Below are 24,598 nucleotides of genomic sequence, written 5' to 3'. Positions count from 1 at the left end.
GGTAGACACAGTGGCGAATCCGTCTCACCTCGAGACAACGAAGGAGACCGGGATGACCACCGACTGGCTGGCGGGCGGCGACCGCCGCGCCGTGGCGATCGACCGGATCGAGCGGGCCGCGCTCACCCTGTTCCTCGAACGCGGCATCGACGACGTCACCGCCGACGACATCGCCGCCGCGGCGGGGTGCTCACGCGCGACGATGTATCGCCATGTCGGCGGCAAGCCACGCCTGGTCCGCGCGGTCATGGTCCGGGCGGCGGGCACCGTCGCCGGCCGGGTCGAGGCGGCGGTCGACCAGGTGCCCGCCCGACGACGTCCGGTCGAGGCGATCCTGGCGGCCGTGGCGGCGATCCGCGCCGATCCCGTGCTGCGGCAGTGGCTGGTCCGGCACCGCTCCCCCGACACCGACGAATTCCTCGCCGACGCACCGGAACTGGGCCGGATCGCGACCGCGCTCACCCGCATCGCCCCCGACGACGCGGCGGCGGGCTGGATCGTGCGGGTCGTGCTCTCGCTGCTCACCTGGCCGCTGCCCGACGCCGCGGCCGAACGTCAGCTCGTCGAACGGTTCGTCGGCCCGGCCCTGCGCCCGCGCTGAGCGCGGATCACGGCAGCGGCAGCGGCGGCGTCTTCGGGAACTCGACCGGCAGCGCGGCCAACGAACGATGGAACGGGCCGGGCCGCCACACCAGTTCCTCGGCGGGCACGGCCAGCCGCAGTTCCGGGAGGGCGTCGAGCAATTGGTCGATCGCGTCCTGCACGATCAAGTACGCCACCGACTTGGCCGGGCAGCCGTGCGGGCCCGCGCTCCACGCCAGGTGCGCCCGGTTGTCCACCACGTCGCGCCCGGCGATGGCCGGGTCGTTGTTGCAGGCCGACATGCTGATCACGACCGGTTCGTTGGCGGGCAGCCACATGTCGTCGACCAGGATCGGCTGGCGCGGGTAGGTCATGCAGAAGTTCGCCAGCGGCGGGTCGGTGAAGAGCACCTCGTCGAGCGCGTCGCGGGTCGACAGGCTGCCGCCCAGGACATTGCCGGCGAAGCGGTCGTCGGTGAGCATCAGCCGCAGCGTGTTGACCACCAGATTGAGCATCGGCTCGATGCCCGCGCCGTAGAGCACCAGCAGCTGGTGCACCATCTCCTCGTCGGTGAGGGCGGCCGGATGGTGCAGCAGCCGGGTGGCGACGTCGTCGCCCGGCTCGCGCTGGCGCAGCGCGACCAGGTCGGTCAGCGCCGAGGCCAGCAGGTTGTTGCCCGCCTCGGCGTCGTCGCCCTCGAAGATCTGCGCCATGCCGGTGGCCACCTGCTGACCGATCTCGGGCGTGCAGCCCAGCATCGAGTTCAGCGCCTGGAACACCAGCGGAAACGCGTACTGGCTCAGCAGGTCCGCCGAGCCGGTCGTGCAGAAGCTGTTGATCAGCGGGATCGCGAACTGCTCGATCGTGGCGTGCATCGAGTACAGGTCCACGCCCGCGATGCCGGCGACATTGGCCTGCCGGTACCTGGCGTGTTCGGCACCGGTGGTGCGCAGCGCGGCCGGGCGGAACTGCAGCATCGGCAGCACCGGGCAGTCCTGCGGGATGTTGCGCTGCCACATCCGCGGGTCGGCCGGGAAGTGCTCGGGATCGTTGAGGATCCGCACCGCCGTGTGATATCCGATGACCAGCGTCGCGCGGATCCCCGGCGACAGCTCGACCGGCACCACGGAACCGAACCGGCGTCGCATCTCCCGGTAGGCCGCCTGGGGATCGGCGGCGAACTCGGGGGCGTACATCGGTACCCGCTCGTCGGCCGCGAGGTCCACTGTCATGACGCTGTTGCTTCCTGCCTGCGGAACAGATACTCCGCCAACGTGATCAGCGCGCGCAGACCGTGGTCGCGCCGCCGGGCGTCGACCGCGACGACCGGCGTCTCCGGCGCCAGGTCCAGCGCCTCACGCACTTCCTCGAGCGGGTAGCGGCGGAAGCCCTCGAACTCGTTGACCGCCACGGCGTACGGCACCCCGCGCTGTTCCAGCGCCGAGAGCACGTCGTCGGCCTTCTCGATGCGCCGGGTGTCGACGAGCACCAGCGCGCCCAGCGCGCCGCGGGCCAGCTCCTCCCACAGCGGGGCGAAGCGTTCCTGGCCGGGCGTGCCGAACAGGTACAGCGCCAGTTGCGGATTCAGGGTGAGCCTGCCGAAATCCAGCGCGACGGTGGTCTGCACCTTGCTGCCCAGCCCGGCCAGATCGTCGACGCCGATGCTGGCCTCGGTGATGGTCTCCTCGGTGCGCAGCGGCCGGATCTCGGACACCCCGCACACGAAGGTCGTCTTGCCGACGCCGAAATTGCCCGCGACCAGAATCTTCACCGATCGCGTCACGGTCTCCGCGACGTAGTCGACCTCACCCCGCGATGGCACGGAGACCATGCAGCACCTCCTTGATCAACGCGAGTTCCGGCTTCACTTCGGCCGGAGTCGGGCACTGTAGATGGCCGCTGTCGAGCAGATCGGACACGATGATCTTCACGACCGACGCGGGCAGATCCAGATACGCCGACAGCTCCGCGATCGAGAGCGCACCGCGGCGGCTGGTGAGCGCGAGGACCCGGCGCTCGTCGGGACGGTGATCGGGTCGTGCGTCGGCGACCGAGCGGACCAGGGTCACCAGGTCCAGTTCATGGGCGGCCCGAACCCGGCCACCGGTGCGCACATACGATCTGACCAGGTCGGGATCGCGCCTGCCCCGGCTCATTACCTGCCACCGTGCCGCGGCGCGCTGCCGATCTCGTGGCCGACCCGCGAGGCGAGCTCGTTCATCCGGTGCGCCACCAGCGCGACGTCGACATCGGCGGTGGTGGCGACGCCTAGCAGCGCGCCGGACCCCGCGGCGGTGATCATCACCATGCCCTCGTCGTATTCGGTCATGTTCTGGCGCACCGTGTTCGCGGGACCACCGCAGAACTCGCCGAGGGCCTTGCCGAGCGAGCGCAGGCCGGAGGCGGCCGCGGCGAAGCGTTCGGCGTCGTCCTTGGCCACGCCACGGGAGTGCGCGATCCGCAGACCGTCATCGGAGAGCAGCACCGCGAAGCGGACGCCCGGGATCTCCAGATCCTCGAGCAGCCACGCCAATCGGTTCGTGCTATCGGCTACCGGTGTGCTCATCGGCTGTTCCTTCCGTGGTTCGCTCGGCCGCAGCGAGGCGACCGCTGCGGGAGCCGCTGTGCCAGGCAGCGGCGAGGTCGGGGCGAGCCTGCCCCGCTTCTTCGGCGGGTACTCCCGCCGAATCCGGCGCGACCGGCCTGCGGCGGCGCTTGGGTAGTCCCCCACTGGTGATCTCGTGTACCTCGGCGTGCGGCGCGTCGTCCTCGACGAGCGCGGGGACGGGCACCGGAAGATGCGCGGGCGCGGCCAGTTCCGGTTCGGGCAGCCGCGGCGCGGCACCGCTGACCAGCAGCGCCGACGGCACATAGACCATCGCCCGCATGCCGCCGAAGATGTTCGGCCCGTCGACGTGGACGGAGAACCCGTAGCGCCGCGCGAGCGCCGCGATACCGGGGAAGCCGACCTTCGGCGCGGGTCCCAGATCGTGGATGTCGACGGCGCGTTCGCCGCTGAGCACCTGCCGCGCGTCCTCGAGCTGCTCCGGACTCATCCGCATGCCCGCGTCGTCGATGATCACGGTGACGCCGTGATGCCCCTCCTGGAACCCCACCTCGACGAACGACGACGGCGGCGAATAGCGCAACGCGTTGTCCAGCAGCGTGGCCAGGGTGTGCACGAGCGGCTCGACCGCGCGGCTGATCACCACCCGGTCCGACTGTCCCGAGCGCACCCGCAGGTACTCCCGGACACGGCCGGTGGCGCCGCCCGCCACATCGGTGAGCGACTGCTGCGGCCAGCGCCGCCCGGGCAGACCACCGGAGACGATCACATAGGACTGCGCCTGCCGGATCATCTGCTGGACGGTGTGGTCGATCCTGGTCAGCGTCTCGTAGATCGCGTCGTCGCGGTGTTCGCGCAGCGCCGCGCTCACCACCTGGCCGAGGTCGGTGCCCAGGCTCACCACGGAGGTGCCGAACGAGCGCACCGCGGCACTGGTGGCGGCCCGCGAGGTGGCCGACAGTTCGTCGCGCGCGGCCTCCTGGGCGGCCTGCACCTCGCTGATGCGCCGCTGCTCGCCGTAGCGTTCGACCATCGCCCTGGTCTCCTCGGCGACCACCCGCAGATCCTCCGCGTGACCGGTGGCGATCATCTGCAGCACCTGGCCGACCTGCGACTCCTGCAGCTCGGGGGGCAGATCGACAGCGACCGAGGGGATCTCGTGCCTGCGCACGGCCGTGGTGATCGCCGGCAGCGTCGTCTGCGCCAGCTGGATCAGCGCGTTCTCACACGCGACACGCTCGCGGATAGCGGCATCGGCCCGCAGCCGCTGCTGGCGCTCGTTGCGCATGGCGAACACCGTCACGGCCAGCGCGAGCAGTAACAGCGGCGCTCCGATGACGAGTAACAGCACCGCGATTCCTGAGTTCATCAGATCTTTCGTCGTCGTCGACCACACCACGCCCTGGCCGGTGGGCCCTCACCGGCCCGCCCGGGAGGCATTCGCCCGGGGGCGCGGTGGGGTCGGATATCCGATCCACACGCCCCGCTTCCAGCGACCCGCACACAGTAGCAGCACCATGATCGACTTCGGCGCGGATCGTCCTGTCCGGCATCAGAATTCCCGCCCGTCCACCTGGGCGCTTGATCTATTCTGGTTTGCTATGCCGCGGTCCGGTCGAGTCGGAACCTCGGGTACCGGATACCATCCCGGCGTGGCGAAACTGAAGCTCTCCGTCGATGTCCCCGTCCCGCCGGACCAGGCGTGGGCCCACGCTTCCGACCTGCCCGCACTCGGCGACTGGCTCACCATCCACGAGGCCTGGCGCGGCACCCTGCCCGAGGACCTCACCCCCGGCACCGTGCTGGTCGGCATCGCGCGCGTGAAGGGATTCCGCAACAAGGTCACCTGGACCGTGCGCACCGCCGAGCCCCCGCGCCGTCTCGCGCTCACCGGCGCGGGCATCGGCGGCACCAAGTTCGGCCTGGCCCTGCTGGTCGAACCGAAGGGCACCGGCTCGAAGGTCAGCGTCGACATCGACCTCGGCGGCGCACCGCTGTTCGGCCCGATCGGCTCGGCCGTGGCCAAGGCACTGCGTGGCGACATCGAACGCTCGCTCGAGGCATTCGTGAAGCTCTACGGCTGAGGTGGTCCACCCGACCGGCGGTGCCCTCGGTCACGTCGGCGCCTGCTGTGGCGTGGTCCGGCGCGAGCGCGCCGCCCGATGCCGCGACGACGCGAAAGCCCGGGTGGACCATCGTGTTCCACCCGGGCCTTCCGGTTCGATCGGCCGATCAGACCATGAGCGAGGCTTCGGCGTCGACCGGGGCGTCCGGCTTGGTGCGCGGCAGGAAGAACGCCGGGATCAAGGTCAACCCGGCCAGGATCACCGCGACCCAGTAGGTGTGGCTGAACGCCTCGGCGGCCAGGTCCAAGCCGTGCTGGATCACCTCGGGCGGGAACTGCGCCGCGAGTTCGGGCTTGGCGTTGGAGGCGATGCCGATCTGCGTCGCGGGGTGATCGTTGAGCTGGGCGGCCAGCACCACCGACATCGTCGCGGTGCCGATCGAAGCCGCGGTCTGGTTGATGATGTTCATCAACGTCGAGCCGCGCGCGACCTGGGCGTGCGAGAGCGTCTGGATGGCGGCGGTCATCACCGGCATCATGGTGCAGCCCATGCCCAGACCCATCACGAACAGCGCGCCGCCGATCATCAGGTAGGACGTGTCGGCCTCGAGCTGGGTGAACCCGGCCAGGCCGACGGTGATGAAGGTGATGCCGAACAACACGATCTTGCCCGGCCCGATCTTGTCGACCAGGAAGCCGGCGATCGGCATCGTCAACATGGCGCCGATACCCTGTGGCGCCATGAGCAGACCGGAGTCGAACGCCGTCTCACCGCGCACCTGCTGCAGGTAGTTGGGCAGCAGGAAGCCTGCGCCGAAGAACGCCGTCGCGAACAGCGACATGGTCAGCACCGAGAAGCGCAGCGACCGATTGCGGAACAGGCGCAGGTCGATCAGCGGATGTTCGGTGCGCAGCGCGTGGAACACGAACGCCACCAGCAGCACCGCGCCGATGAGCGCCGGAACGAGCACGCGCGCGGCGAGCACCGTGCCCTTCTCCGGGATGGAGGAGACGCCGAACAGGAACAATGCCAGACCGGGCGAGGCCAGCAGCATGCCGAGGAAGTCGAACGATTCCGACGGCTTGGGCTTGTCGGGGGCGAGCACGAGGTAGGCCAGGACCAGAGCGACCAGGCCCAGCGGCAGGTTGATGAGGAAGATCCAGTGCCAGCTGAAGGAGTCGATCAGCCAGCCGCCGAGAATCGGGCCACAGATCGGGCCGAGCAGCATGGGCACACCGAGGACCGCCATCACTCGCCCGATCCGCTGCGGGCCGGCGGCGTGGGTCATGATCGTCATGCCCAGCGGCATGAGCATGCCGCCACCGATGCCCTGGATGACACGGAAGGCCACCAGCGACTCGATACTCCACGCCATCGAACACAGCACCGAGCCGAGGATGAAGAAGCTCAGCGCGGCCATATAGAGACGTTTGGTGCCGAAGCGGTCGGCGGCCCAGCCTGTCATCGGGATGACCGAGGCCAGGGCCAGGGTGTAGCCGGTCATGGTCCAGGCGACGACCTCGACGGAGGCGTTGAAGTCCGCCATGAACGTCGGAATCGCGACGGTGACCACGGTGATGTCGAGGATCGACATCACCGCGCCGAGGACGACTACGCCCGCCACTTTGAGTACGGCTGCGTCCAGCTTGTCGGAGGTGGGATCGGCGGCGCCGATATCCGGAGGTTTCGTCACCGCTTGAGCCTGGCACCTTTCGACGCCGAAGACCAGTGGAATTATTCTGCCGCCTCGGCCGCCCGCAGCGCCGCCACCAGGGACTCGGACGAAGCGGGCAACAACGGCAATCGGACCGCCGCACTGGGGATCTGCCCCCGCTCGGCGAGCACCGCTTTGATCACCGTCGGGTTGGGTTCGGCGAACAGGGCGGCGCCGAGGGCGTCGAGGCCGTGGCCGAGAGCGCGTCCTCGGGAGACGTCACCGGCGAGCCAGGCGGCGACCAGCTCGGCGTAGGCGGCGGGCGCCACATTGGCCGCGGCCAGGATGCCGCCGCGCGCACCGAGTGCGAGCAGGGCCGAGGCGAACCGGTCGTCGCCGCCCAGCACCGTCGTGGTCTCCCCCGCCCGCGCCATCAGCTCGACACTGGCCGCGTCGATACCGCCGACGGAATGCTTGAACCCGGCGATGTTCGGAATCCCGGCGAGGCGCACCAGGGTCTCGCCACCGAGCGGACGCGCGGTGCGGTAGGGCACGTCGTAGACGTACAGCGGGGCCGGACTGGCCGCCGCGAGCGCCGTGAAGTGCGCGATCACGCCCTCCTCGCTGGGCCGCACGTAGTACGGCACCACCGCCAGCACGCCGGCGACCGGCTGCCGGAGTTCGCCGACCGCCCGCACCGAGTCGGCGGTGGCATTGCCGCCCGCGCAGACGATCAGCGGCGCGTCCCGGTCGGCGCACACGGCGGCGCAGCGATCCAGCACCCGTGCCCGTTCCCCGGCCGTGAGTGCCGAGGGTTCGGCGGTGGTGCCCAGGGCGACCAGCCCGGTCGCACCCGCGTCGAGCACGTGGTGCGCGTGCTCGTCCAGCGCGGTGAGCGCGAGCTCGCCGTCGGCGGTGAAGGGGGTGATCATGGGAACGAACAGTCCCTGCAGCGATGTCATGGGTCCATCGTCGAGCCACGGATTCATCAGGTCCAGTTCACGTTCGTGACGATAAACGTAAGCTGATCTGATGCTCGACGTCCGCAAACTCCGTCTGCTGCGCGAACTCGCCCATCGCGGCACCATCGCCGCGGTCGCCGACGCGCTCAGCTACACGCCGTCGGCGGTCTCCCAACAGCTCACCGCCCTCGAACGCGAAGCGGGCGTCCCGCTGCTCGAGCGCACGGGCCGACGCGTCCGGCTCACCCCGGCGGCGCACGTCCTCGTCGGCCACACCGAGACCGTGCTGGCCGCGCTGGAACGCGCCGATGCCGAATTGGCCTGCGCCCGAGACGAACTCGTCGGCACCCTGCGCATCGGCGCCTTCCCCACCGCCGCCCGTACCCTGCTCTCCCCCGCCCTGGTCACCCTGAGCACCGACCACCCCCGCCTGGAACTCACGGTCACCGAGATCGACCCCGCCGACGTCCCCGACGCCCTGCGCGCGAGCACCCTCGACATCGCCCTGACCCACGACTACGACCTCGTCCCCGCCACCACCGACCCAGCCATCCACACCGAGCCCCTGCACACCGAGACCGTCTATCTCGCCACCAGACACCCCACCGTCACCACCGAGGCCCTCCGCGCTCACCGCGAAGCCCCCTGGATCGCGGGCACTCCCGGCACCCTCTGCCACACGGTCACCCTGCGCGCCTGCCAGGCCGCAGGTTTCACGCCCCACATCCGCCACCACGCCGACGACTTCAACACCGTCCTGGCCCTGGTCGCCGCCGACGCGGGCACCGCGATCGTCCCCGCCCTCGCCCTGCACTCCCCACCCGGCGACATCGTCCTCACCCCGCTGACGACCCGCCGCCGCACCCATCTCGCCTACCGCAACGGCACCGCCGACCACCCCGCTCTCCACGCGGCTCGCACCGCCTTGCGCGCGGCGGCCCGCGCCGCGGACATCGCCTGAAAGCCAGGCCCGGTCACCCGTTCCGGCAACCGATCACCCACCGCCCGCGGCGGTCCTCTCCCGGTGCGGAGTCCGCTGGCGGGTGCGGGTGGCCGAGACCGGGTCGATGGCGGGCATGGACCACTGGGCCGAGAGGGCGAGGCTGGGTTCGCGGCCCGAAGCGACGTGACGGTAGGCGATCTCGGCGGCGGCGTCGGGGTCGCCCGCGGCGATGGCGGCGTAGAGGGCTTCGTGCTCCTCGCACTGGGTGCCGGGGTCGCGCTCCTTGGTGAGATGGAACAGCCAGCGGACGCGAGATTCCAAGGGGCGCAGCAACGATTGCAGCAGTGGATTGCCGGAGACCTCGACGATGAGCGCGTGGAAGCCGGCGTTGGCGGCGGCGATCGCGGCCTGGTCACCGGCGGCGGTGGCGCTGCGCGCGGCGTCGAGCTGGTCGCGCAGCGCGGCGCGGTCGGCGGGGGCGGCGCGTTCGGCGGCCAAGCGGGCCGCGAGGACCTCCAGGCTCTCGCGGACGTCGAACAGATCGCGCACATCGGTCACGGTGAAGGGCGCGACGATGGCCCCCTGCCGCGGCACGATGACGACCAGCCCCTCGCGCTCGAGCATCTGCAGCGCCTCGCGCAGCGGAATCCGGGAGATCGCCAATTCGGTCGCGAGATCGCGTTCGACCAGCCGCTGACCGGGGCTCAGTCGCAGGTCGATGATCCGGTCGCGCAGCTCCTCGTAGGCCCGATCCCGCAGCGATTTCTTAGCAGGTTCCTCCGCCACCGCACCATCCTTCCGCGCCTGCACGTCCACCACGGTAGTACCGCGGGCCACCGGCGACCGTTTCTTACGTTTCGGTAATCCGCCCGTCATCTGCGGGCACGAAGCTGACACTTAACGGTATACCGCTAAGTGAGCGGTTCGTTCGATCAAGGAGTACCCCGTGCACAAGTCCACTCGGCGCGCGATCGCCTTCGGCTCGGCCGCTCTCGCCGCCGCCGCCCTGCTGTCGGCCTGCGGATCCTCCGACTCCGCTGCTTCGGGCGGCAAGCTCAAGGTCGGCGTGTTCTTCCCCGGCTCGCTGTCGGACACCGGCTTCATGCAGTCGGGGTATCTCGGGTACCAGCGCATCGCCGACAAACTCGGCGACAAGGTGGAACTGAGCAAGGTCGAACAGGTCGCCGCCAGCGACTACCAGCAGGCCCTGGTCCGCTTCGCTTCCACCAACGACCTGGTGATCTCCCTCGGCGGCCAGACCGACGCCGATGTGCGCAAGGTCGCCCCCCAGTTCCCGAATGTGAAGTTCGTCGAGATCGGCGGTCCCGCCGACGCCGCGCCGATGGCCAACCTCGCCTACTACGACCCGCAGCAGGCCGAGGCCGAATTCCTCAGCGGCGCGGTCTCGGCGGCGGGCGCGAAGACCGGTGCGGTCGCCTTCGTCGGCGGCGTCGAACTGCCCGCGATCGTCAACGCCGCCAACGCCTTCGGCAACGGCGCCCGGTTCGCCAAGCCCGACGTGAAGGTGCTCACCCCGCAGTACGTCGGCGACTTCAACGATCCGGCCAAGGCCAAGCAGGCCGCCCTGGCCGACTACGGCGCCGGCGCGGGCGCGCTGGGCCAGATCGTCAACCTCGGCAAGGCGGGCATGGAGCAGGCCGCGACCCAATCCGGCGCGGCCATGGTCGGCGGCCCGATCCCCGGCGACTGCACCAATCCGGTCTACCTGGGCTACGTGCACACCGACATCGGCGCCGAGGTCGAGTACGCCGTGAACGCCGCGCTGGACAACTCCTGGAAGGCCGAGAACGTGCGCTTCGGGCTCACCTCGCCCAACCACGGCACCGATTTCGTGTTGTGCAGCAAGGACGCCGCGGTCGCCGACGCGCTCGCCAAGGCGAAGACGGCCCTGGCCACCGGCGCAGTCGAGCCGTACTGATCCGATGAGCGCTTCCGCACTGACCCTGCAGGGATTGGGTAAGAGCTTCGGTGACGTGCAGGCCCTGCACGATGTAGACGTCACCGTCGAATCCGGCACCGTCCATTGCGTTCTCGGCGAGAACGGCGCGGGCAAGTCGACGCTGTGCAACCTGGTCTTCGGCGGCTACCGGCCCGACACGGGCCGGATGACGCTGGGCGGCACCGAGTTCCGGCCCGACTCCCCCGCCGCCGCGATGGCCGCGGGCGTGGCCATGGTCCACCAGCACTTCAGCCTGGTCACCACCATGACCGTCGCCGAGAACCTGCTGCTCACCCAGCGGGGCGTGCGGATGCGCCGGGCGGAGCTGACCGACCGGCTCGACGAGATCGCCCGCCGCTACCGGCTGCGCGTCGATCTCGACCAGCGGGTGGCGACCATGCCGGTCGGCGCGCGACAGAAGGTCGAGATCGTCAAAGCGCTGCTGCGCGATCCGTCGCTGATCCTGCTCGACGAACCGACCGGCGTGCTCGATCCGGCCGAGATCGACGCGCTGATCGACACCTGCCGCGCCGTCGCCGCCGACGGCAAGGCCGTGGTCCTGGTGACCCACAAGCTCGGCGAGGTCGCCCGGGTCGCCGACGCCGCGACCGTGCTGCGCCGCGGCACGGTGGCCGGGGGCGGGCGGATGTCGAACACCGGTATCGCGCAACTGCTCACCGCCATGGTCGGACGCACCGCCGCCGATCTGGACCCGACCGTGGCCGCCACGCTCGGCCTGGACACGGCGACCGAACCGGTGGCGCGCGCGGCGACCGAGCTCGGCGATACCGCCCCGGTGCTCGCGGTCGACCGCGTCAGCGCGCGACGCCCCGACGGCAGCGTCGCGCTCGACGAGGTCCGGCTCGCGGTGCGGCCGGGCGAGATCGTCGGCATCGCCGGTGTGGAAGGCAACGGGCAGAGCGAACTCGTCACCGTGCTGGCGGGCGGTGACGCGGTCACCGGCGGCACCGTCACCCTCGACGGCACCGACATCACCGCGGCGCGCCCGGCCACCCGCACCGGGCTCGGGCTCGGGGTGGTCCCCGAGGACCGGCACCGCGACGCGATGGTCGCCGACATGACGATCGCCGAGAATCTGTTCCTCGGGCAGCTCGGCCGGTTCCGCCGGTTCGGCCTGCTCGACAAACGCGCCATGGGCCGGGCCGCGCAGGCCGAACTCGAGCGGTTCGACGTGCGGGCGGCGGGCCCGTGGGTACCGATGGGCTCGCTCTCGGGCGGCAATCAGCAGAAGGTGGTGCTCGCCCGGGAGCTGTCCACCGCGAACCTGCGCTGTCTGGTGGCCGCCCAGCCGACGCGCGGATTGGATATCGGCGCGGTCGATTTCGTGATGACCCAGCTGCGCCGCGCCGCCGCCGACGGCTGCGGTGTGCTCGTGGTGTCCAGCGAGGTGCCCGAGCTGCTCGCCCTGTGCGACCGGGTCTTCGTCGCCTATCGCGGCGCGCTCGCCGGTCCGGTCGAGACCGCCGATCCGACGGCGGCCCAGCAGATCAGCGAACTCATGATGGGAGTCGCGGCATGATCGCTCCGCTCGCGAACCGAATCCCCCTGCGCCGGTGGGCGCATCAACCGCTCGTCGTGGCCGTGGCGGCGATGCTGGCCGCCGGGGTCATCGGACTGCTTCTGGCCGTCGCGGCCGGTGCCGCGCCCGCGGCGACGATGACCGCCCTGTGGGAGGGCATGTTCGGCAGCGACTACGCGATCGGGGCCTCGCTCAATGTGGCGGCGACCCTGATGCTGGTGGCGGTCGGCTTCACCATCGCGCACCGGGCCGGACTGGTGAATGTGGGTGGGGAGGGTCAGATCTGCGCGGGCGGCATCGCCGCCACCGCGATCGGCACCACTCTCACCGGCGCGCCCGCCGCGATCACCCTGCCCGCGGTCATCGTGGGTGCGGGGGCGGCGGGCTGGCTGTGGGCGGCCATCGCGGCGTACCTGCGGGTGCGGCGCGGCACCAGCGAGATCATCACCACGCTGCTGCTCAACTTCGTCGGCCTGGCGCTGGTGCTGCTGGTGGTGCACGAACCCGCGCTGCTGCGCCAGCCGGTGACGTCCTCGGAGACGCTGCCGCAATCCGAACCGCTCACCCCGGCGGCGCATCTGCCGCTGCTCGGCATCGAGCGCTCCCCCGCGACGATCGCCCTGTGGATCGCGTTGGCTGCGGCGGTCGGCACGGCGATCCTGGTGCGCCACAGCGCGCTCGGCACCCGGCTGCGGGCGGTCGGGCTCAACCCCGACGCGGCGGCCCGGCTCGGCTTGCCGGTACAGCGACTGCGCTTCCTGAGCCTGTCGGCCGCGGGCGCGTTCGCCGGCGTCGCGGGCGGATTGCTCGTCGCCACCGCGCCGTTCGTGCTCGCCGAGGGCTTCTCCTCCGGGTACGGCTTCTCCGGCCTGGTGGTCGGCCTGCTGGCCCGTGGCTCGCTGTCGGCCGTCGTCGCCGTCTCGCTGCTGCTCGGCTTCCTCGTCTCCGGCGGGATCAATCTGCAGCTGGCGGCGAACGTGCCCGCGTCGACCATCTCGGTCGTCGAGTCGCTGATGATCGTGTTCATCGCGGGCGCGGCGCTGTGGACCCGATCGTGGCGCAGGTCCGAACCCGCTTCGCCACCGACGGTTTCCCCGATCGACACCGCCGATTCCACCGACCTGGCAGGAGCGCCGCGATGAGCCTCGACACGGTCACCGACATCGCCACCAGCGGTATCGGTTTCACCCTGCCCATCCTGGTCGCCGCCAGCGGCGAACTGGTCAGCGAACGCGCGGGCGTGCTCAATCTGAGCCTGGAGGCGATGATGCTGACCGGCGCCTTCGCCGGTGTGCTGGGTGCCGTCACCACCGGTTCGCCGGTGCTCGGCGCGCTCACCGCCGTGATCGCCGCGCTGATCTTCGGTGTGCTGCAAGCGGTCTGGAGCATCGGCCTGCGGGCCGACCAGATCGTCGTCGGCATCGCCGCCAACGCGCTGGCCCTGGGCGCGACCACCTACGGCGCGCGGCTGCTGCTGGCCGACGGCAAGGGGCACGCCGTCCCCGGCTTCGACCCGCTGGCGATTCCGCTGCTGCACCGGATCCCGGTGATCGGTCCCGCCCTGTTCGGCCAGACCGCGCTCGGCTACCTGTGCATCGCCGTCGTCGCGGTCCTCGCGATCGTGTTCTCCCGGCGCACCAAGCTCGGCTTGGTCGTCGACGCCATCGGCGAGGACGCCGTCGCCGCCGACCGCACCGGCCTGTCCGTGCGGGCCGTCCGCTACGGATGCGTGCTGCTGGCCTCGGTCGCCGCCGGCCTGGGCGGTGCCCAGCTGGCGTTGTCGGAGGTGCATTCGTTCAGCGACAACATGACCGGCGGCATCGGCTATCTCGCCGTGGTCGCGGTGATCGCGGGCCGGTGGCGCGCGCTCGGGGTGATCTGGGCGTCGGTGTTCTTCGGCCTCGCGCAGGCACTGCAGTTCGCGCTGCCCGCGCTGGGCGTCGACGTGCCGTTCGCCCTGCTGGTGATGCTGCCCTACCTGATCGCGATCGTCGCCGTCAGCGGCCTGGTCGGCAACAGCCGCTCGCCGCGCGACCTGACCGTCGCCTTCGCCCGAACGTCCTGACCCGTCCCCGCTTTCGAGGAGCACCCGCGTTGACTCTGATCCTGTCGCATTCCGATGTGGCCGCCGTCCTCGACCGCGCCGAGGTGCTGGCCGCGGTCGAACGCGCGCACGCCGACCTCGCGCTCGGCACCGCGCTGGTCCCCGCACCGCCCGCCGTGACGCTCGGCGGCGCGGCCTTCGTGCCGATGGTCGCGGCCGCCGAATCCGCCGGCGCCGCCGCGGTGAAACTGCTCGCCGATCTGCCCGCCAACCGCGAGCGCGGGCTGCCGGTGCAGCGCTCGGCGATCCTGGTGACCTCGGCCGTCGACGGCGCCTGCGAGGCGCTCATCGACGGGCGGCTCGTGACCGCCGTCCGCACCGCCGCCGCCAGCGCGGTGGCGACGAAATACCTGGCACGCCGGGACAGTTCGGTGCTCGGCCTGATCGGGGCGGGCGGGCTGGCCGTCGAGCACACCCGCGCGATCGCCCAGGTGCGCGCGCTGACGACGGTCCTGGTCTGGTCACGGTCCATCGCGACCGTCGAACGGTTCCGCGCGGCGGTCGCCGATCTCGGACTCGAGGTGCGGGCGCAACCCTCGCCCGAGGCGGTCACCCGGGCCGCCGACATCCTGTGCACGCTCACGCCCTCGCGGGAGCCGATCGTGCGCGGCGCGTGGTTCGGCGACGGACTGCACGTCAACGCGGTCGGCGCACCACCGCGGGCCGATCACCGGGAGGTCGACGGCGAGGCCCTGCGCCGTGCGACGGTCGTCGTAGACTCGATCGGCACCACGCTCACCAAGTCCGGTGACACGCTGCTGGCCATCGCCGAGGGCGCGATCACCGAAGCGGCGGTGGGCACGGAGCTGGGTGAGGTCGTCGCGGGGCGGGCACCGGGCCGCACCGGCGATCGCGACATCACCCTGTTCAACTCGGTCGGCATCGGCCTGCAGGACCTGGCCGCCGCCCGCCTGCTCATCGACAAGGCTCGCGCCAACGGCATCGGAACGGAAGTGGACCTCAGCGCATGACCGCACTCACCGAGAACGACCTCACCCACCTGCGTCGGGCCATCGAGCTCGCCGGCCAGGCGTCCGCGCGCGGTGATCGCCCTTTCGGCGCGGTCGCCGTCGACCGTGACGGTCACGTCGTCGCCGAGGGCGAGAACGCGGTGAGCAGCAGCGGCGATATCACCTCGCACGCCGAGCTGGCCGCGATCACCACGGCCACCGCCGCGGGCAAGGCCGACCGACTGCGCGGCGCGACCGTCTACGCCAGCGGCGAACCGTGTCCGATGTGCGCGGCCGCGATGGTGTGGGCGCAGGTCGGGCGGATCGTGTTCGCCGCGGCGTCGGCCGAGTTCGGCCAGATCCTGCCCGGCGGCCCGAGTTTCGCGTTGACCTGCGCCGATCTGGTCGCCACGTCGAACGTGCCGGTGCAGGTCAGCGGGCCGCACCTGGGCGAGGAGGCACTGGCGGTGTTCCGCGCCGCCGCGGCGAGCTGAGCCCGGCGCCGGTCGCCGCGACGGCGACCGGCACCGATTCAGCGGGCCGGGACGGGATCGTCGCCCAGCTCGCGCTGTTCCTCGATCGCCTCCGGGGTGCCCGGCACCTGGGTGCCGCGCAGCGAGACACCCTTGGTCTCGATCAGGAAGTAGGCGGCGACGAGGCCGACCAGGCAGGCGCCGAACATGTAGTAGGCCGGGAACAGGTGATCGCCGGTCGCATCGATGAGCGCCTGGTTGATCACCGGAGCGGTGCCACCGAACAGCGAGGTGGCCACGTTGTAGCCGATCGCCACGCCGGCGAAGCGCACGATCGTCGGGAACATGGCGGGGAAGGTCGCCGAGATGGTCGCCAGCTGCGGGGCATAGAGCATGCCCAGGATCGCGAAGCCGACGATCGCGCCGGTCAGCGAGCTGCCGATCAACTTGTACACCGGGATGACCACGATCATCAGCGCCGCACACGAGGCCAGCCACATCGGCCTGCGGCCCACCCGATCCGAGAGCGCGCCGAGGAACGGCAGCGTCACCAGCATCGCGACCTGACCGATCAACGGCACCAGCAGCGCGTCGGATTCGGCCATGCCGAGGGTGTTGCCGAGATAGGTCGGCGTGTAGCTGAGCAGCGAGTAATTCACGACATTGAGCGCGATCACCAAACCGAACAGAGTCAGCACCGGGCGCAGATATCTGGTGACCAGATCGCGATAGACGCCGACGGTTTCCTCGGTCTCGTCGTTGCGCTCGACCTCGCGGAAGACCGGCGTGTCTTCCACCCGGCTCCGCAGATACATACCGACCAGACCGAGCGGCGCGGCGATGAGGAACGGAATTCGCCAGCCCCACGATTCCATGGCCGGATCGTCGAGAATATTCACCAGCAGCAGGGCGACCAGATTGCCGAGCGTGAAACCGGCCAACGTGCCGACTTCCAGGAAACTGCCATAGAATCCACGCTTGCGGTCGGGCGCGTATTCGGCCATGAAGGTCGCCGCACCGCCGTATTCACCGCCCGCCGACAGGCCCTGCACCATCCGCAGCAGGTAGAGCAGGATCGGCGCGCCGATCCCGATGACCTCGTAGCTGGGGATCAGGCCGACGGCCAGCGTCGAGGCCGCCATCAGCACGATGGTCGTCGCCAGCACCCGTTTGCGGCCGATCCGGTCGCCGAGCGGACCCCAGATCATGCCGCCGATCGGGCGGATCAGAAAGGAAACGGCGAATCCGAGCAGCGTGTAGACGACGCTCGACCCGGCACCATCACCGGGAAAAAGAGACGCGGCGATATAGGTCGCCAGATAGGCGTAGACGCCGTAGTCGAACCATTCGACCGCATTGCCGATCGCCGAAGCACCGATCGCGCGATGCAGCACCGATTTCGATTCCTGTGACATCTACACAAACCTCTCGTCGTCGCCTCTACGGGCTACCCGACAAGGGGGCGGACAAACTTTACGACTGTGCGACGATTCCCCCGAGACCCCTTTTACACTGCGAAGATGCCGCTGCGCCACGGGGTCTATCTGCCGCCGTTCGGTGAACTCGCCGACCCTCGGGTACTGGCCGAGCTGGCGGCCGAGGCGGAATCGGCGGGTTTCGACGGCGTCTTCCTCTGGGACCACGTGGCCCGTCCGAAGGAGCCGGGGCTCGCCGTCGGTGACGCCTGGATCGGCTTGGCCGCGATCGCCGCCGCGACCAGCCGGGTGGTACTCGGTCCGCGGGTGACGCCGCTGTCGCGCAGGCGACCGCAGGACCTGGCCCGCGAGACGGTCGCGCTCGATCTGCTCAGCGGTGGCCGTCTCGCCCTCGGGGTCGGCCTGGGTTCGGAGGCGACCGGCGAGTTCTCCCGGCTCGGCGAGGTCGCCGCCCCACGCGATCGCGCCCGGCGCCTCGACGAGGCACTGACCGTACTCACCGCACTCTGGTCGGGGGAGGCCGTACACCACGACGGACCCGCCTACCGGGTCGACGGACTGCGATTCCTGCCCCGGCCGGTACAGCGCCCCCGCATCCCGATCTGGGTGGCCGCCCAATCCGTGAAGCAGGCGCCCCTGCGGCGCGCGGCCCGCTTCGACGGATTGTGTCCCGAGGCGAGCCCGGATCAGCTCGTCGAGATGCTGAGGATCATCGCCGAGCACCGGGGCGACCTGTCCGGTTTCGAGGTGGTCATCGCCGCGGCCGACAACCGCGAGCGCGAGGCGTACGTGCGCGCGGGCGCGACCTGGTGGCTGACCGCGCTGCCGATGATCTGCTCGCGCGCCGACGCACTCGCGGCCGTGCGCCGCGGCCCGGGGTAGCGTTCAGCCGAGGGCGGCGAGTTTGCCTGCGAGGACCGCCTTTTCCCGTGCGTTCCCGCACCGGCGAATCGCCTCGGCGAATGCCTCGCGCGCCTGCGTGGTGCGGCCCAGGCGCAGCAGCAGCTCCCCGCGCACACTCGGCAGCAGGTGCGACTGCCCCAGCGCTCCCCCGGCCGCCAGCTCCTCGACGATCGGCAGCGCGGCGGCGGGCCCGTCGGCCATCGACACCGCCACGGCCCGGTTCAGCTCCACCACCGGCGAGGGCGCGAGCCGGCCCAGCGCCTCGTAGAGCAGCACCACCCGTTCCCAGTTCGTCGCCTCGACCGACGGTGCGACGGCGTGACATTCGGCGATCGCGGCCTGCAGCCCGTAGGCGCCCAGCCCGCGACCGACCTGGGCGGCCTTGGCCAGCGCCGCCCGGCCACGCCGGATCGCGGAGTGGTCCCAGCGGCGGCGGTCCTGCTGCTCGAGCAGTACCGGCTCGCCGTCGGGCCGGGTCCGGGCCGGAAACCGCGCCGCCGTCAGTTCCAGCAGCGCCAGCAGTCCGTACACCTCGGGCTCGCCGGGCATGAGCCGAGCCAGCACCCGGGCCAAGCGCTGCGCCTCGCCAGCCAGGTCGAAGCGGATGAGGTCCTCGCCCGCGCTGGCCGAGGAGCCCTCGGTGAAGATCAGGTAGATCACCCCGAGCACCGAGCCGAGGCGGGCGTGGCGCTCGGCGGCGGGCGGCACCTCGAAGGCGACCTCGGCCGCGCCGAGCGTCTTCTTCGCCCTGGTGATCCTGGCCTGCACGGTAGCGGTCGGCACCAGGCACGCCTTGGCGATCTCGTCGCTGGTCAGGCCACCGACCACGCGCAAGGTCAACGCCAGCCGTGCCTCTCGCGAGAGCACCGGGTGGCAGGCGATGAAGATCAGCGCCAGCACGTCGTCGTCGATCTGGTCGGGATCCCACAGCACCGCCTCGGCAGCGCGGACCGGGTCGGCCGCCTCGCCGCCGGTCAGCACGCCACCCTCACCGAGATGTCCGGCGAGCGTGGCGTACCGGTCGTCGAGCGCGGCGCGCCGCCGGTAGGCGTCGATCGCCCGGCGGCGGCCTACGGTGAGCAGCCAGCCGGCCGGTTGCCGCGGCACCCCGTCGCGCGGCCAGGTCACCAGTGCCTCGGCGAGCGCTTCCTGCGCGAGATCCTCGGCCATCGCGAAGTCGCCGGTGTAGCGGGCGAGCGCGCCGACGATGCGGGCCGATTCGATCCGCCAGACCGCCGCGACCGCCTCCCGGCCGGAGGACTGAATCACCGTCGTCTGGTTCAGAGCTGCCCGGTGGCCTCGCGCCAGGCCCTCTCCTTCAGGATCCACTTGTTGTCCTGCGGGAATTCGTCGATGCTGGGGACGCGGCGGATCTCGGTCTTGACGCCGGGACCGGTCATCGGCATCCGCTTGGCCCATTCCACCGCCTCCTCCTTGGAGGCGACGTTGAGGATGTAGTAGCCGCCGAACAGTTCCTTGGTCTCGCCGTAGGGCCCGTCGGTCACGATCGGGGGTTCCGAGGCGTAGTCGACGACCACCGTCTCGGCGGCGTCGTCGAGGCCCTCGGCGGCGACGAGCACGCCGGCCCGGATCAGTTCGTCGTTGAACTTGCCCATCGTTTCGAGCATCTCGTCGAAGTCGAGCTCGGCGGCCTTGGCCCAGGCGTCGTCGGTCGCGCGCATGATCAGCATGTACTTCATGGTCTGTCTCCTCGGGTAGGCGTGGACCCGGTGCGGGTCCGTGTTCATCCCTAGGTCGAACGGGCTGCGACACCGATCGACAACCGACCGAAATATTCTTCCCCGAGTTTTCCACAGCCACCGGCGACCGCGCGAGAACCGGCGAGTAGCCCGATCCGAGGACCCATCGCGCCCCAACGTGATACATCTCGAGGGGACCTGTCACGCGTGTCAGCGGACGGGCAGAGAGTCTAGGAGTCCATCGTGAGCGCAGTCCTCGTCGAGCAACGCGAGCATGTGCTGGTCGTCGTCATCAACCGGCCGCAGGCCATGAACGCGGTCGACGCCGAGGTCAGCACCGGTGTGGGCGCGGCGCTCGAGCAGGCCGAGGCCGACCCGCTGATCCGCGCGGTCGTGCTCACCGGCGCGGGCGAGCGCGCCTTCTGCGCCGGCGCCGACCTCAAGGCGATCGGTCGCGGCGAGAACATCCTGGCGCCGGGCAACGAGGCGTGGGGCCTGGCCGGCTACGTCCGCCACCCGATCAGCAAGCCCACCATCGCCGCGGTCAACGGATTCGCGCTGGGTGGCGGCACCGAGCTCGTCCTGGCCAGCGACCTCGCCGTCGCCGCCGAGACGGCCACCTTCGGCCTGCCCGAGGTCGCCCGTGGCCTGTTCGCCGCCGCCGGTGGCGCGTTCCGGCTGCCCGAGCAACTGCCGCGCAAGGTCGCCATGGAGATGATCCTGACCGGCGAACCGATCACCGCCGCCCGGGCGCTCAAGCTCGGGCTGATCAATCGGGTGGTCCCGGCCGATCTGGTGCTCGACGCCGCGCTCGAGCTGGCGGGCCGGATCGCCGCGAACGCGCCGCTGGCGGTGCAGGCGAGCAAGCGGGTCGCTCTCGGTCTCGTCGACGGCAAGATCGACGACGACGACGCCTGGGACCTGACCAATCGCGAGATCATGGGCGTCGCGCGCACCGAGGACGTGCGCGAGGGCACCCTCGCCTTCGCCGAGAAGCGCAAGCCCAACTGGCAGGCCCGCTGACCACCATGCGGATCCTGATCCTCGGCGCCTCGGGCTTCGTCGGCGGCGCGCTGCACGCGCAACTCGGCGCACGGCACGAGGTCGTCGGGACCAGCCGGCGCGGAGCCGGGCTCATACCCCTGGATCTCGCCGACGCCGCGGCGGTCCGCGCGCTCGTCGCGGACCGCGTCGACGTGGTGATCCACACCGCGGGCATCGTGGATCTGGCCACCGCCCAACGTGATCCGGACGCCTCCTACGCGGCCAATGTGGCGCCGATGGCGGCGCTGCTGGACGCGGTCGACGACGCGGGCGCCAAACTGGTGTACCTGTCGACCGACAACGTCTTCGACGGCACCCGCGACACCTACGACGAAACGGCGCTGCGCACCCCGATCAATGTCTACGGCTGTACCAAGGCCGGTGCCGAACAGCGGGTGCTCGCCCGCGCCGGGCACCTGGTCGTGCGGCTGCCGCTGGTCTACGGCCGCAGCCCTCGCTCGGACAAATTCCTCGCCCGCTTCGCCGCGCCCTCGATCCCGGCGCGCACCGACATCGTCGGCACCCCGCTGTATCTGCCCAGTCTGGCGCCGTTGCTCCAACAGCTCCTCGACGAGACCGGCGTGGTCCATCTCGCGGGCCCGGAGACGGTGAGCCGCTACGAATTGCTGACCCGGGTGCGCGACCGGCTCGGCGCCCCGGCGCGCATCGTGCCCACCGACATCGACTCCGGGCCCGCGGATTGCCCGCGCCCGCGCCGGCTGGTCCTGCGCAGCGTCCGGCACGCGCTGACCGGGCCCGACGTCGACACGGCCCTGGCCGATCTCAGCGGCCCGGCGTGAACGCCGTCTGGGCGCTGATCGCGGTGCCCATCCACCGGCGCAGGTAGCGCCGCAGCTCGTCGTCGGTGCGTGGCGGATCGCCCGGGGAGAGGAAGAACGACTGCATCGTGCGCAGCGCGTACTCGACGAGGTCGCGCAGGGCCGGTTCGTCGTATCCGTAGGCGGGCCAGTCGACATCGAAGCGCCGGATCATCGTCATGCCGAAGGCCTGTGCCTCGTCGGAGGTGAGGCTGTCGGCGTGCAGGTTCGAGTAGGAGCTCGACAGCAGGATGCCCAGGTGCGGGGTCCGGCGGACCTCGGTGAGGGTGTAGACGACGGCCTCGATCATCGCGTCGGCCGGATCGCCGAGTCCGGTGACGTGCGCGGTCAGCCGGTCGAGGAAGCCGTCGACCGAGGCGATGGCCGCGGCCGTCATCAGCGCGTCGGCGCTGGGGAAATACCGGTAGACGGTCTGGCGGATGACCCCGAGCGATTCCGCGACGTCGGCGATGCTGATCTCCGCGCCGGTCCGGCCGATGAGATCCACGGCCGCGGCGATGATCCGCGCCGACGCCTCCGCATCGTCCACCGGTGGACTGCCACCCCATCCACGTCTGCGCGCCACCGGGTGGACGCTAGCACAACCCCAGGTCAGCGCGAATTCCGCGAAAGTGATCATACACATGACGGCCTATTCGTATGATTACCTCAATCCATCCGAGCGGCTCGCGCACGCCCGAGACAACGAGGTACTCCACCGTGACCGAACTCCACGTCCGCAAAATGGACTTCGCCTTCGCCGATTACGATGTGCCGTTCCTGTGGAACCCGCAGAACCCGGCCTTCTCCTCGATGGCCAACGCCGTGTCGTTCCTGGCGATCGGCTTCGAGAAGATGATCGTGCAGCTGATCACGCAGGCGAAGCCGCAGATCACCGACCCCGAGGTGGCCGAGGAGGCCGACGCGTTCATGCGCCAGGAGGGTCAGCACTCGACCGCCCACCGCCAGCACGTCAAGGCACTCATCCGGCGCTACCCCGGCCTGCAGCAGACCCTCGACGCGGTGATCGCCGAGTTCGACAAGCTCACCGCGAGCACCCCGGTCAAGTACCGGTTGGCCTACACCGCCGATCTCGAGGCCACTTTCACGCCGGTGTTCAAGCTGATGCTCGACAACGACGCCACCCTGTTCGCCCCCGGCGACGACCGGGTGGCCTCCCTGTTCATCTGGCACTTCGTCGAAGAGGTCGAGCACCGTAGTTCGGCGCTGATCATCTTCAACTCCGTGGTGAACAGCGAGCTGTACCGGATGCGGGTGGCGCCCTCGATCTTCCGGCACGTCCTGCAGGTGATCCGGGTGGCCTGCGAGGGGTTCAACGAGCATGTGCCCCTGGCGGATCGGCAGGTCGACGCGCTGTCGATGTTCGCCAACTACCGGCGCGGGCAGACCCTGCGGCGGCTGCTGCCCGGGCTGCGCCCCGCCGACAACGGCACCATGCCGCGCGCGTTCGACGATCTCGGCTTGGGTGAGCAGCTCGTCGCCCTGGGCGGCATCATCCGCAGCCAGATGCCGCGGCACAATCCCGCGCACGAGAATCTGCCCGCGCTCGCCGACGAGTGGTTCCGCCGCTACGACGAGGGCTACGACGTCACCCGCTGGTACACCGCCGATTCCGTGAGTTCCTAGGAGCACCCCGATGGCCGAGCACTGCTCCCCCACCTTCGCCGATCTCGCGACCCAGCTGGGTTTCTCCTGCGAGGAGGCCGGCGGACTCGTCGAGTTCCGCAATCCGTTCGCCCTCGAGAACTGGACCCTGCCCGTCCTCGAACTCACCATCGTGCTCGGCGCGGTGCTCGCGCTCGTCTACGCGATCGTGCGTCTGCGCCGCCACGGCGATCCCACCGATCTGGTGCTGTGGTTCGGCGCCACCGCCTACCTGTTCGTGATCGAGCCGCCGCTGTACTTCCCCGCCGCGTTCGGCATCGAGGAGCACGTCGACACGATGTTCGCGCACAACGTGTTCACCGTCGACTTCCTGTGGGGCAGGCTGCCGATCTACATCGTCGCGATCTATCCGCTGATGGCCACGCTGGCCTTCGGGATCGTCCGGATGCTCGGTGTCTTCCGCCGCTACGGCGTCCTCGTCGGCGCGACCTGTGTGGGTTTCGTGCACCACGCGTTCTACGAGATCTTCGACCACCTCGGGCCGCAGCTGCGGTGGTGGGAGTGGTCGATCGACAACCCCCTCAATCAGCCGATGTTCGACTCGGTTCCGGTGGGCAGTGTCGTGGTGTTCGCGGCGCTGTGGCCGATGTCGCTGGCGTTCTGCGTGCAGTACTTCGTCGGACGTCAGGTCGACCAGGGCCGCGACTTCAGCGGTGTCGAGTTGGTCTGGCGCACCGTCGTGATCGGCCTGCTGGCCTCGGTCGGCACCTTCCTGCTGCCGCTGCCCGCGACGGTGCTCGGCGCGGGGAGCACCACAATGCGCGGTGTGGTCTACGCGCTGGAGCTGATCGCGCTCTCGGTGGTGGCGGCGGTCGTGCTGGTCCGGCGCTGGCGCGAGCTGCGCCGCGGCGGCGCGACGGAACCGCGCTATACCAACCCCTTCGTCCAGCGCTACGCCATCGTGTATCTGGTCGTGCTGGCCGGTCTCTGGATCGCCGCATTGCCCGCGTTCTTCGACGCGGTCGACGGGCAGACCACCAACGGCGACCCCATCGGCAACCTCTGGTACACCCTGGCCTGCTTCGTCGTCGCCGTCCTGTCGGTCGTGGCGACGTTCACGCTGCCCCGCGTTCCCGCCGAGACGCCCGCACCGGCGGTCGAGAACACCCCGGTGACCAGCTAGCACCCCCGACGAAGGGCCCGTTCGCGATGTCGCCACCGCGCACGGGCCCTTCGGCATCAGCTTCACCCTCGCCCTCGGCTTCTTCCTC

26 protein-coding genes are annotated in these 24,598 nt (G+C 70.6%); 14 read left to right on the top strand and 12 right to left on the bottom strand.

Annotated features, from left to right (window positions below):
* Positions 1–52 precede the first annotated feature (52 nt).
* Entirely contained in the window at positions 53–601 is a 549-nt protein-coding gene (locus Q7X29_RS16435; protein WP_218717409.1) for a TetR/AcrR family transcriptional regulator, read from the top strand.
* Positions 602–608: 7 nt separating this feature from the next.
* Here the strand turns inward: Q7X29_RS16435 and Q7X29_RS16430 are convergent, their stop codons facing one another.
* From Q7X29_RS16430 to Q7X29_RS16410, 5 genes are read right to left on the bottom strand one after another with little or no spacing between them, the layout of a single operon-like run.
* Entirely contained in the window at positions 609–1,814 is a 1,206-nt protein-coding gene (locus Q7X29_RS16430) for a cytochrome P450 family protein (protein ID WP_218717408.1), read from the bottom strand.
* Positions 1,811–2,413: a GTP-binding protein gene (locus Q7X29_RS16425; RefSeq protein ID WP_218717407.1), complete on the bottom strand. Its 603-nt coding sequence runs from the start codon at positions 2,411–2,413 to the stop codon at positions 1,811–1,813. Before Q7X29_RS16425 ends, Q7X29_RS16430 begins: the two co-directional genes overlap by 4 nt.
* Complete coding sequence (locus Q7X29_RS16420) at positions 2,388–2,738, bottom strand: DUF742 domain-containing protein (protein WP_218717406.1); 351 nt, start codon at positions 2,736–2,738, stop codon at positions 2,388–2,390. The genes Q7X29_RS16425 and Q7X29_RS16420 overlap by 26 nt, the downstream gene beginning before the upstream one ends.
* Positions 2,738–3,148 (bottom strand): roadblock/LC7 domain-containing protein, encoded by a 411-nt coding sequence (locus tag Q7X29_RS16415; RefSeq protein ID WP_218717405.1) that lies wholly within the window; start codon positions 3,146–3,148, stop codon positions 2,738–2,740. Before Q7X29_RS16415 ends, Q7X29_RS16420 begins: the two co-directional genes overlap by 1 nt.
* Positions 3,126–4,517: an ATP-binding protein gene (locus Q7X29_RS16410; RefSeq protein ID WP_316574613.1), complete on the bottom strand. Its 1,392-nt coding sequence runs from the start codon at positions 4,515–4,517 to the stop codon at positions 3,126–3,128. The genes Q7X29_RS16415 and Q7X29_RS16410 overlap by 23 nt, the downstream gene beginning before the upstream one ends.
* A gap of 283 nt (positions 4,518–4,800) precedes the next feature.
* Here Q7X29_RS16410 and Q7X29_RS16405 point away from each other — a divergent pair, with 283 nt between their 5' ends.
* Positions 4,801–5,232: a type II toxin-antitoxin system Rv0910 family toxin gene (locus tag Q7X29_RS16405; RefSeq protein WP_218717403.1), complete on the top strand. Its 432-nt coding sequence runs from the start codon at positions 4,801–4,803 to the stop codon at positions 5,230–5,232.
* Between the two features lie 148 nt (positions 5,233–5,380).
* Here Q7X29_RS16405 and Q7X29_RS16400 read toward each other — a convergent pair whose 3' ends face one another.
* On the bottom strand, positions 5,381–6,907 hold the full coding sequence (locus Q7X29_RS16400) for a DHA2 family efflux MFS transporter permease subunit (RefSeq protein WP_316574612.1): 1,527 nt from the start codon (positions 6,905–6,907) through the stop codon (positions 5,381–5,383).
* A gap of 41 nt (positions 6,908–6,948) precedes the next feature.
* Positions 6,949–7,830, bottom strand: coding sequence for a dihydrodipicolinate synthase family protein (locus Q7X29_RS16395; RefSeq protein ID WP_316574611.1), 882 nt, complete (start codon positions 7,828–7,830; stop codon positions 6,949–6,951).
* 70 nt (positions 7,831–7,900) lie between these two features.
* Between Q7X29_RS16395 and Q7X29_RS16390 the strand changes: the two genes are divergently transcribed.
* Positions 7,901–8,791 carry a LysR family transcriptional regulator gene (locus Q7X29_RS16390; protein WP_316574610.1) on the top strand — a complete coding sequence of 297 codons (891 nt, stop codon included), beginning with the start codon at positions 7,901–7,903 and terminating at the stop codon, positions 8,789–8,791.
* Between the two features lie 33 nt (positions 8,792–8,824).
* On the opposite strand, the gene Q7X29_RS16385 is transcribed toward Q7X29_RS16390, so the two are convergent.
* Positions 8,825–9,583, bottom strand: a complete 759-nt coding sequence (locus Q7X29_RS16385) for a GntR family transcriptional regulator (RefSeq protein ID WP_394358690.1) — start codon at positions 9,581–9,583, stop codon at positions 8,825–8,827.
* Between the two features lie 136 nt (positions 9,584–9,719).
* Here Q7X29_RS16385 and Q7X29_RS16380 point away from each other — a divergent pair, with 136 nt between their 5' ends.
* From Q7X29_RS16380 to Q7X29_RS16355, 6 genes are read left to right on the top strand one after another with little or no spacing between them, the layout of a single operon-like run.
* Entirely contained in the window at positions 9,720–10,712 is a 993-nt protein-coding gene (locus tag Q7X29_RS16380; protein WP_316574608.1) for a BMP family protein, read from the top strand.
* A 4-nt stretch (positions 10,713–10,716) separates the two neighbouring features.
* The gene (locus tag Q7X29_RS16375; RefSeq protein WP_316574607.1) at positions 10,717–12,273 is read left to right on the top strand and encodes an ABC transporter ATP-binding protein; all 1,557 of its coding nucleotides are present in this window, start codon (positions 10,717–10,719) and stop codon (positions 12,271–12,273) included.
* On the top strand, positions 12,270–13,415 hold the full coding sequence (locus tag Q7X29_RS16370; RefSeq protein ID WP_316574606.1) for an ABC transporter permease: 1,146 nt from the start codon (positions 12,270–12,272) through the stop codon (positions 13,413–13,415). The genes Q7X29_RS16375 and Q7X29_RS16370 overlap by 4 nt, the downstream gene beginning before the upstream one ends.
* Positions 13,412–14,338: an ABC transporter permease gene (locus tag Q7X29_RS16365; protein ID WP_218716365.1), complete on the top strand. Its 927-nt coding sequence runs from the start codon at positions 13,412–13,414 to the stop codon at positions 14,336–14,338. Before Q7X29_RS16370 ends, Q7X29_RS16365 begins: the two co-directional genes overlap by 4 nt.
* A gap of 29 nt (positions 14,339–14,367) precedes the next feature.
* On the top strand, positions 14,368–15,348 hold the full coding sequence (locus tag Q7X29_RS16360) for an ornithine cyclodeaminase family protein (protein ID WP_218716366.1): 981 nt from the start codon (positions 14,368–14,370) through the stop codon (positions 15,346–15,348).
* Entirely contained in the window at positions 15,345–15,821 is a 477-nt protein-coding gene (locus tag Q7X29_RS16355) for a nucleoside deaminase (protein ID WP_218716367.1), read from the top strand. The genes Q7X29_RS16360 and Q7X29_RS16355 overlap by 4 nt, the downstream gene beginning before the upstream one ends.
* 38 nt (positions 15,822–15,859) lie before the next feature.
* Here the strand turns inward: Q7X29_RS16355 and Q7X29_RS16350 are convergent, their stop codons facing one another.
* Complete coding sequence (locus tag Q7X29_RS16350) at positions 15,860–17,215, bottom strand: MFS transporter (RefSeq protein WP_218716368.1); 1,356 nt, start codon at positions 17,213–17,215, stop codon at positions 15,860–15,862.
* Between the two features lie 105 nt (positions 17,216–17,320).
* Here Q7X29_RS16350 and Q7X29_RS16345 point away from each other — a divergent pair, with 105 nt between their 5' ends.
* Entirely contained in the window at positions 17,321–18,118 is a 798-nt protein-coding gene (locus Q7X29_RS16345) for an LLM class flavin-dependent oxidoreductase (RefSeq protein WP_316574605.1), read from the top strand.
* 3 nt (positions 18,119–18,121) lie between these two features.
* Here the strand turns inward: Q7X29_RS16345 and Q7X29_RS16340 are convergent, their stop codons facing one another.
* Together Q7X29_RS16340 and Q7X29_RS16335 are read right to left on the bottom strand one after the other, a co-directional pair.
* Positions 18,122–19,447 carry an RNA polymerase sigma factor gene (locus tag Q7X29_RS16340; protein ID WP_316575371.1) on the bottom strand — a complete coding sequence of 442 codons (1,326 nt, stop codon included), beginning with the start codon at positions 19,445–19,447 and terminating at the stop codon, positions 18,122–18,124.
* Complete coding sequence (locus tag Q7X29_RS16335; RefSeq protein WP_218716370.1) at positions 19,420–19,839, bottom strand: YciI family protein; 420 nt, start codon at positions 19,837–19,839, stop codon at positions 19,420–19,422. The genes Q7X29_RS16340 and Q7X29_RS16335 overlap by 28 nt, the downstream gene beginning before the upstream one ends.
* Positions 19,840–20,079: 240 nt before the next feature.
* Between Q7X29_RS16335 and Q7X29_RS16330 the strand changes: the two genes are divergently transcribed.
* On the top strand, positions 20,080–20,862 hold the full coding sequence (locus Q7X29_RS16330) for a crotonase/enoyl-CoA hydratase family protein (RefSeq protein ID WP_316575370.1): 783 nt from the start codon (positions 20,080–20,082) through the stop codon (positions 20,860–20,862).
* A gap of 5 nt (positions 20,863–20,867) precedes the next feature.
* Entirely contained in the window at positions 20,868–21,683 is an 816-nt protein-coding gene (locus Q7X29_RS16325) for an SDR family oxidoreductase (protein ID WP_316574604.1), read from the top strand.
* On the opposite strand, the gene Q7X29_RS16320 is transcribed toward Q7X29_RS16325, so the two are convergent.
* Positions 21,667–22,287: a TetR/AcrR family transcriptional regulator gene (locus tag Q7X29_RS16320; RefSeq protein ID WP_218716372.1), complete on the bottom strand. Its 621-nt coding sequence runs from the start codon at positions 22,285–22,287 to the stop codon at positions 21,667–21,669. The two genes, Q7X29_RS16325 and Q7X29_RS16320, sit on opposite strands and share 17 nt — an antisense overlap.
* 134 nt (positions 22,288–22,421) lie before the next feature.
* On the opposite strand from Q7X29_RS16320, the gene Q7X29_RS16315 reads away from it, so the two are divergent.
* A complete protein-coding gene (locus Q7X29_RS16315) occupies positions 22,422–23,348 on the top strand; it encodes a metal-dependent hydrolase (RefSeq protein WP_218716373.1) in 927 nt (308 codons plus the stop codon).
* A gap of 10 nt (positions 23,349–23,358) precedes the next feature.
* Complete coding sequence (locus tag Q7X29_RS16310) at positions 23,359–24,510, top strand: hypothetical protein (RefSeq protein ID WP_316574603.1); 1,152 nt, start codon at positions 23,359–23,361, stop codon at positions 24,508–24,510.
* Positions 24,511–24,598 lie beyond the last annotated feature (88 nt).

Source organism: Nocardia canadensis, assembly GCF_032656385.1.
GTDB classification, from domain to species: Bacteria; Actinomycetota; Actinomycetes; order Mycobacteriales; family Mycobacteriaceae; genus Nocardia; species Nocardia canadensis.
The sequence above is the reverse complement of the archived record's forward strand: the minus strand, read 5'-3'. Positions and strand labels throughout refer to the sequence as shown.

Excerpts from the sequence above, each read along its gene's own strand:
- Q7X29_RS16435 (WP_218717409.1), top strand. The coding sequence starts at position 53 with ATGACCACCGACTGGCTGGCGGGCGGCGACCGCCGCGCCGTGGCGATC.
- Q7X29_RS16430 (WP_218717408.1), bottom strand. The coding sequence starts at position 1,814 with ATGACAGTGGACCTCGCGGCCGACGAGCGGGTACCGATGTACGCCCCC.
- Q7X29_RS16425 (WP_218717407.1), bottom strand. The coding sequence starts at position 2,413 with ATGGTCTCCGTGCCATCGCGGGGTGAGGTCGACTACGTCGCGGAGACC.
- Q7X29_RS16420 (WP_218717406.1), bottom strand. The coding sequence starts at position 2,738 with ATGAGCCGGGGCAGGCGCGATCCCGACCTGGTCAGATCGTATGTGCGC.
- Q7X29_RS16415 (WP_218717405.1), bottom strand. The coding sequence starts at position 3,148 with ATGAGCACACCGGTAGCCGATAGCACGAACCGATTGGCGTGGCTGCTC.
- Q7X29_RS16410 (WP_316574613.1), bottom strand. The coding sequence starts at position 4,517 with ATGAACTCAGGAATCGCGGTGCTGTTACTCGTCATCGGAGCGCCGCTG.
- Q7X29_RS16395 (WP_316574611.1), bottom strand. The coding sequence starts at position 7,830 with ATGACATCGCTGCAGGGACTGTTCGTTCCCATGATCACCCCCTTCACC.
- Q7X29_RS16390 (WP_316574610.1), top strand. The coding sequence starts at position 7,901 with ATGCTCGACGTCCGCAAACTCCGTCTGCTGCGCGAACTCGCCCATCGC.
- Q7X29_RS16375 (WP_316574607.1), top strand. The coding sequence starts at position 10,717 with ATGAGCGCTTCCGCACTGACCCTGCAGGGATTGGGTAAGAGCTTCGGT.
- Q7X29_RS16370 (WP_316574606.1), top strand. The coding sequence starts at position 12,270 with ATGATCGCTCCGCTCGCGAACCGAATCCCCCTGCGCCGGTGGGCGCAT.
- Q7X29_RS16365 (WP_218716365.1), top strand. The coding sequence starts at position 13,412 with ATGAGCCTCGACACGGTCACCGACATCGCCACCAGCGGTATCGGTTTC.
- Q7X29_RS16355 (WP_218716367.1), top strand. The coding sequence starts at position 15,345 with ATGACCGCACTCACCGAGAACGACCTCACCCACCTGCGTCGGGCCATC.
- Q7X29_RS16350 (WP_218716368.1), bottom strand. The coding sequence starts at position 17,215 with ATGTCACAGGAATCGAAATCGGTGCTGCATCGCGCGATCGGTGCTTCG.
- Q7X29_RS16345 (WP_316574605.1), top strand. The coding sequence starts at position 17,321 with ATGCCGCTGCGCCACGGGGTCTATCTGCCGCCGTTCGGTGAACTCGCC.
- Q7X29_RS16335 (WP_218716370.1), bottom strand. The coding sequence starts at position 19,839 with ATGAAGTACATGCTGATCATGCGCGCGACCGACGACGCCTGGGCCAAG.
- Q7X29_RS16325 (WP_316574604.1), top strand. The coding sequence starts at position 20,868 with ATGCGGATCCTGATCCTCGGCGCCTCGGGCTTCGTCGGCGGCGCGCTG.
- Q7X29_RS16310 (WP_316574603.1), top strand. The coding sequence starts at position 23,359 with ATGGCCGAGCACTGCTCCCCCACCTTCGCCGATCTCGCGACCCAGCTG.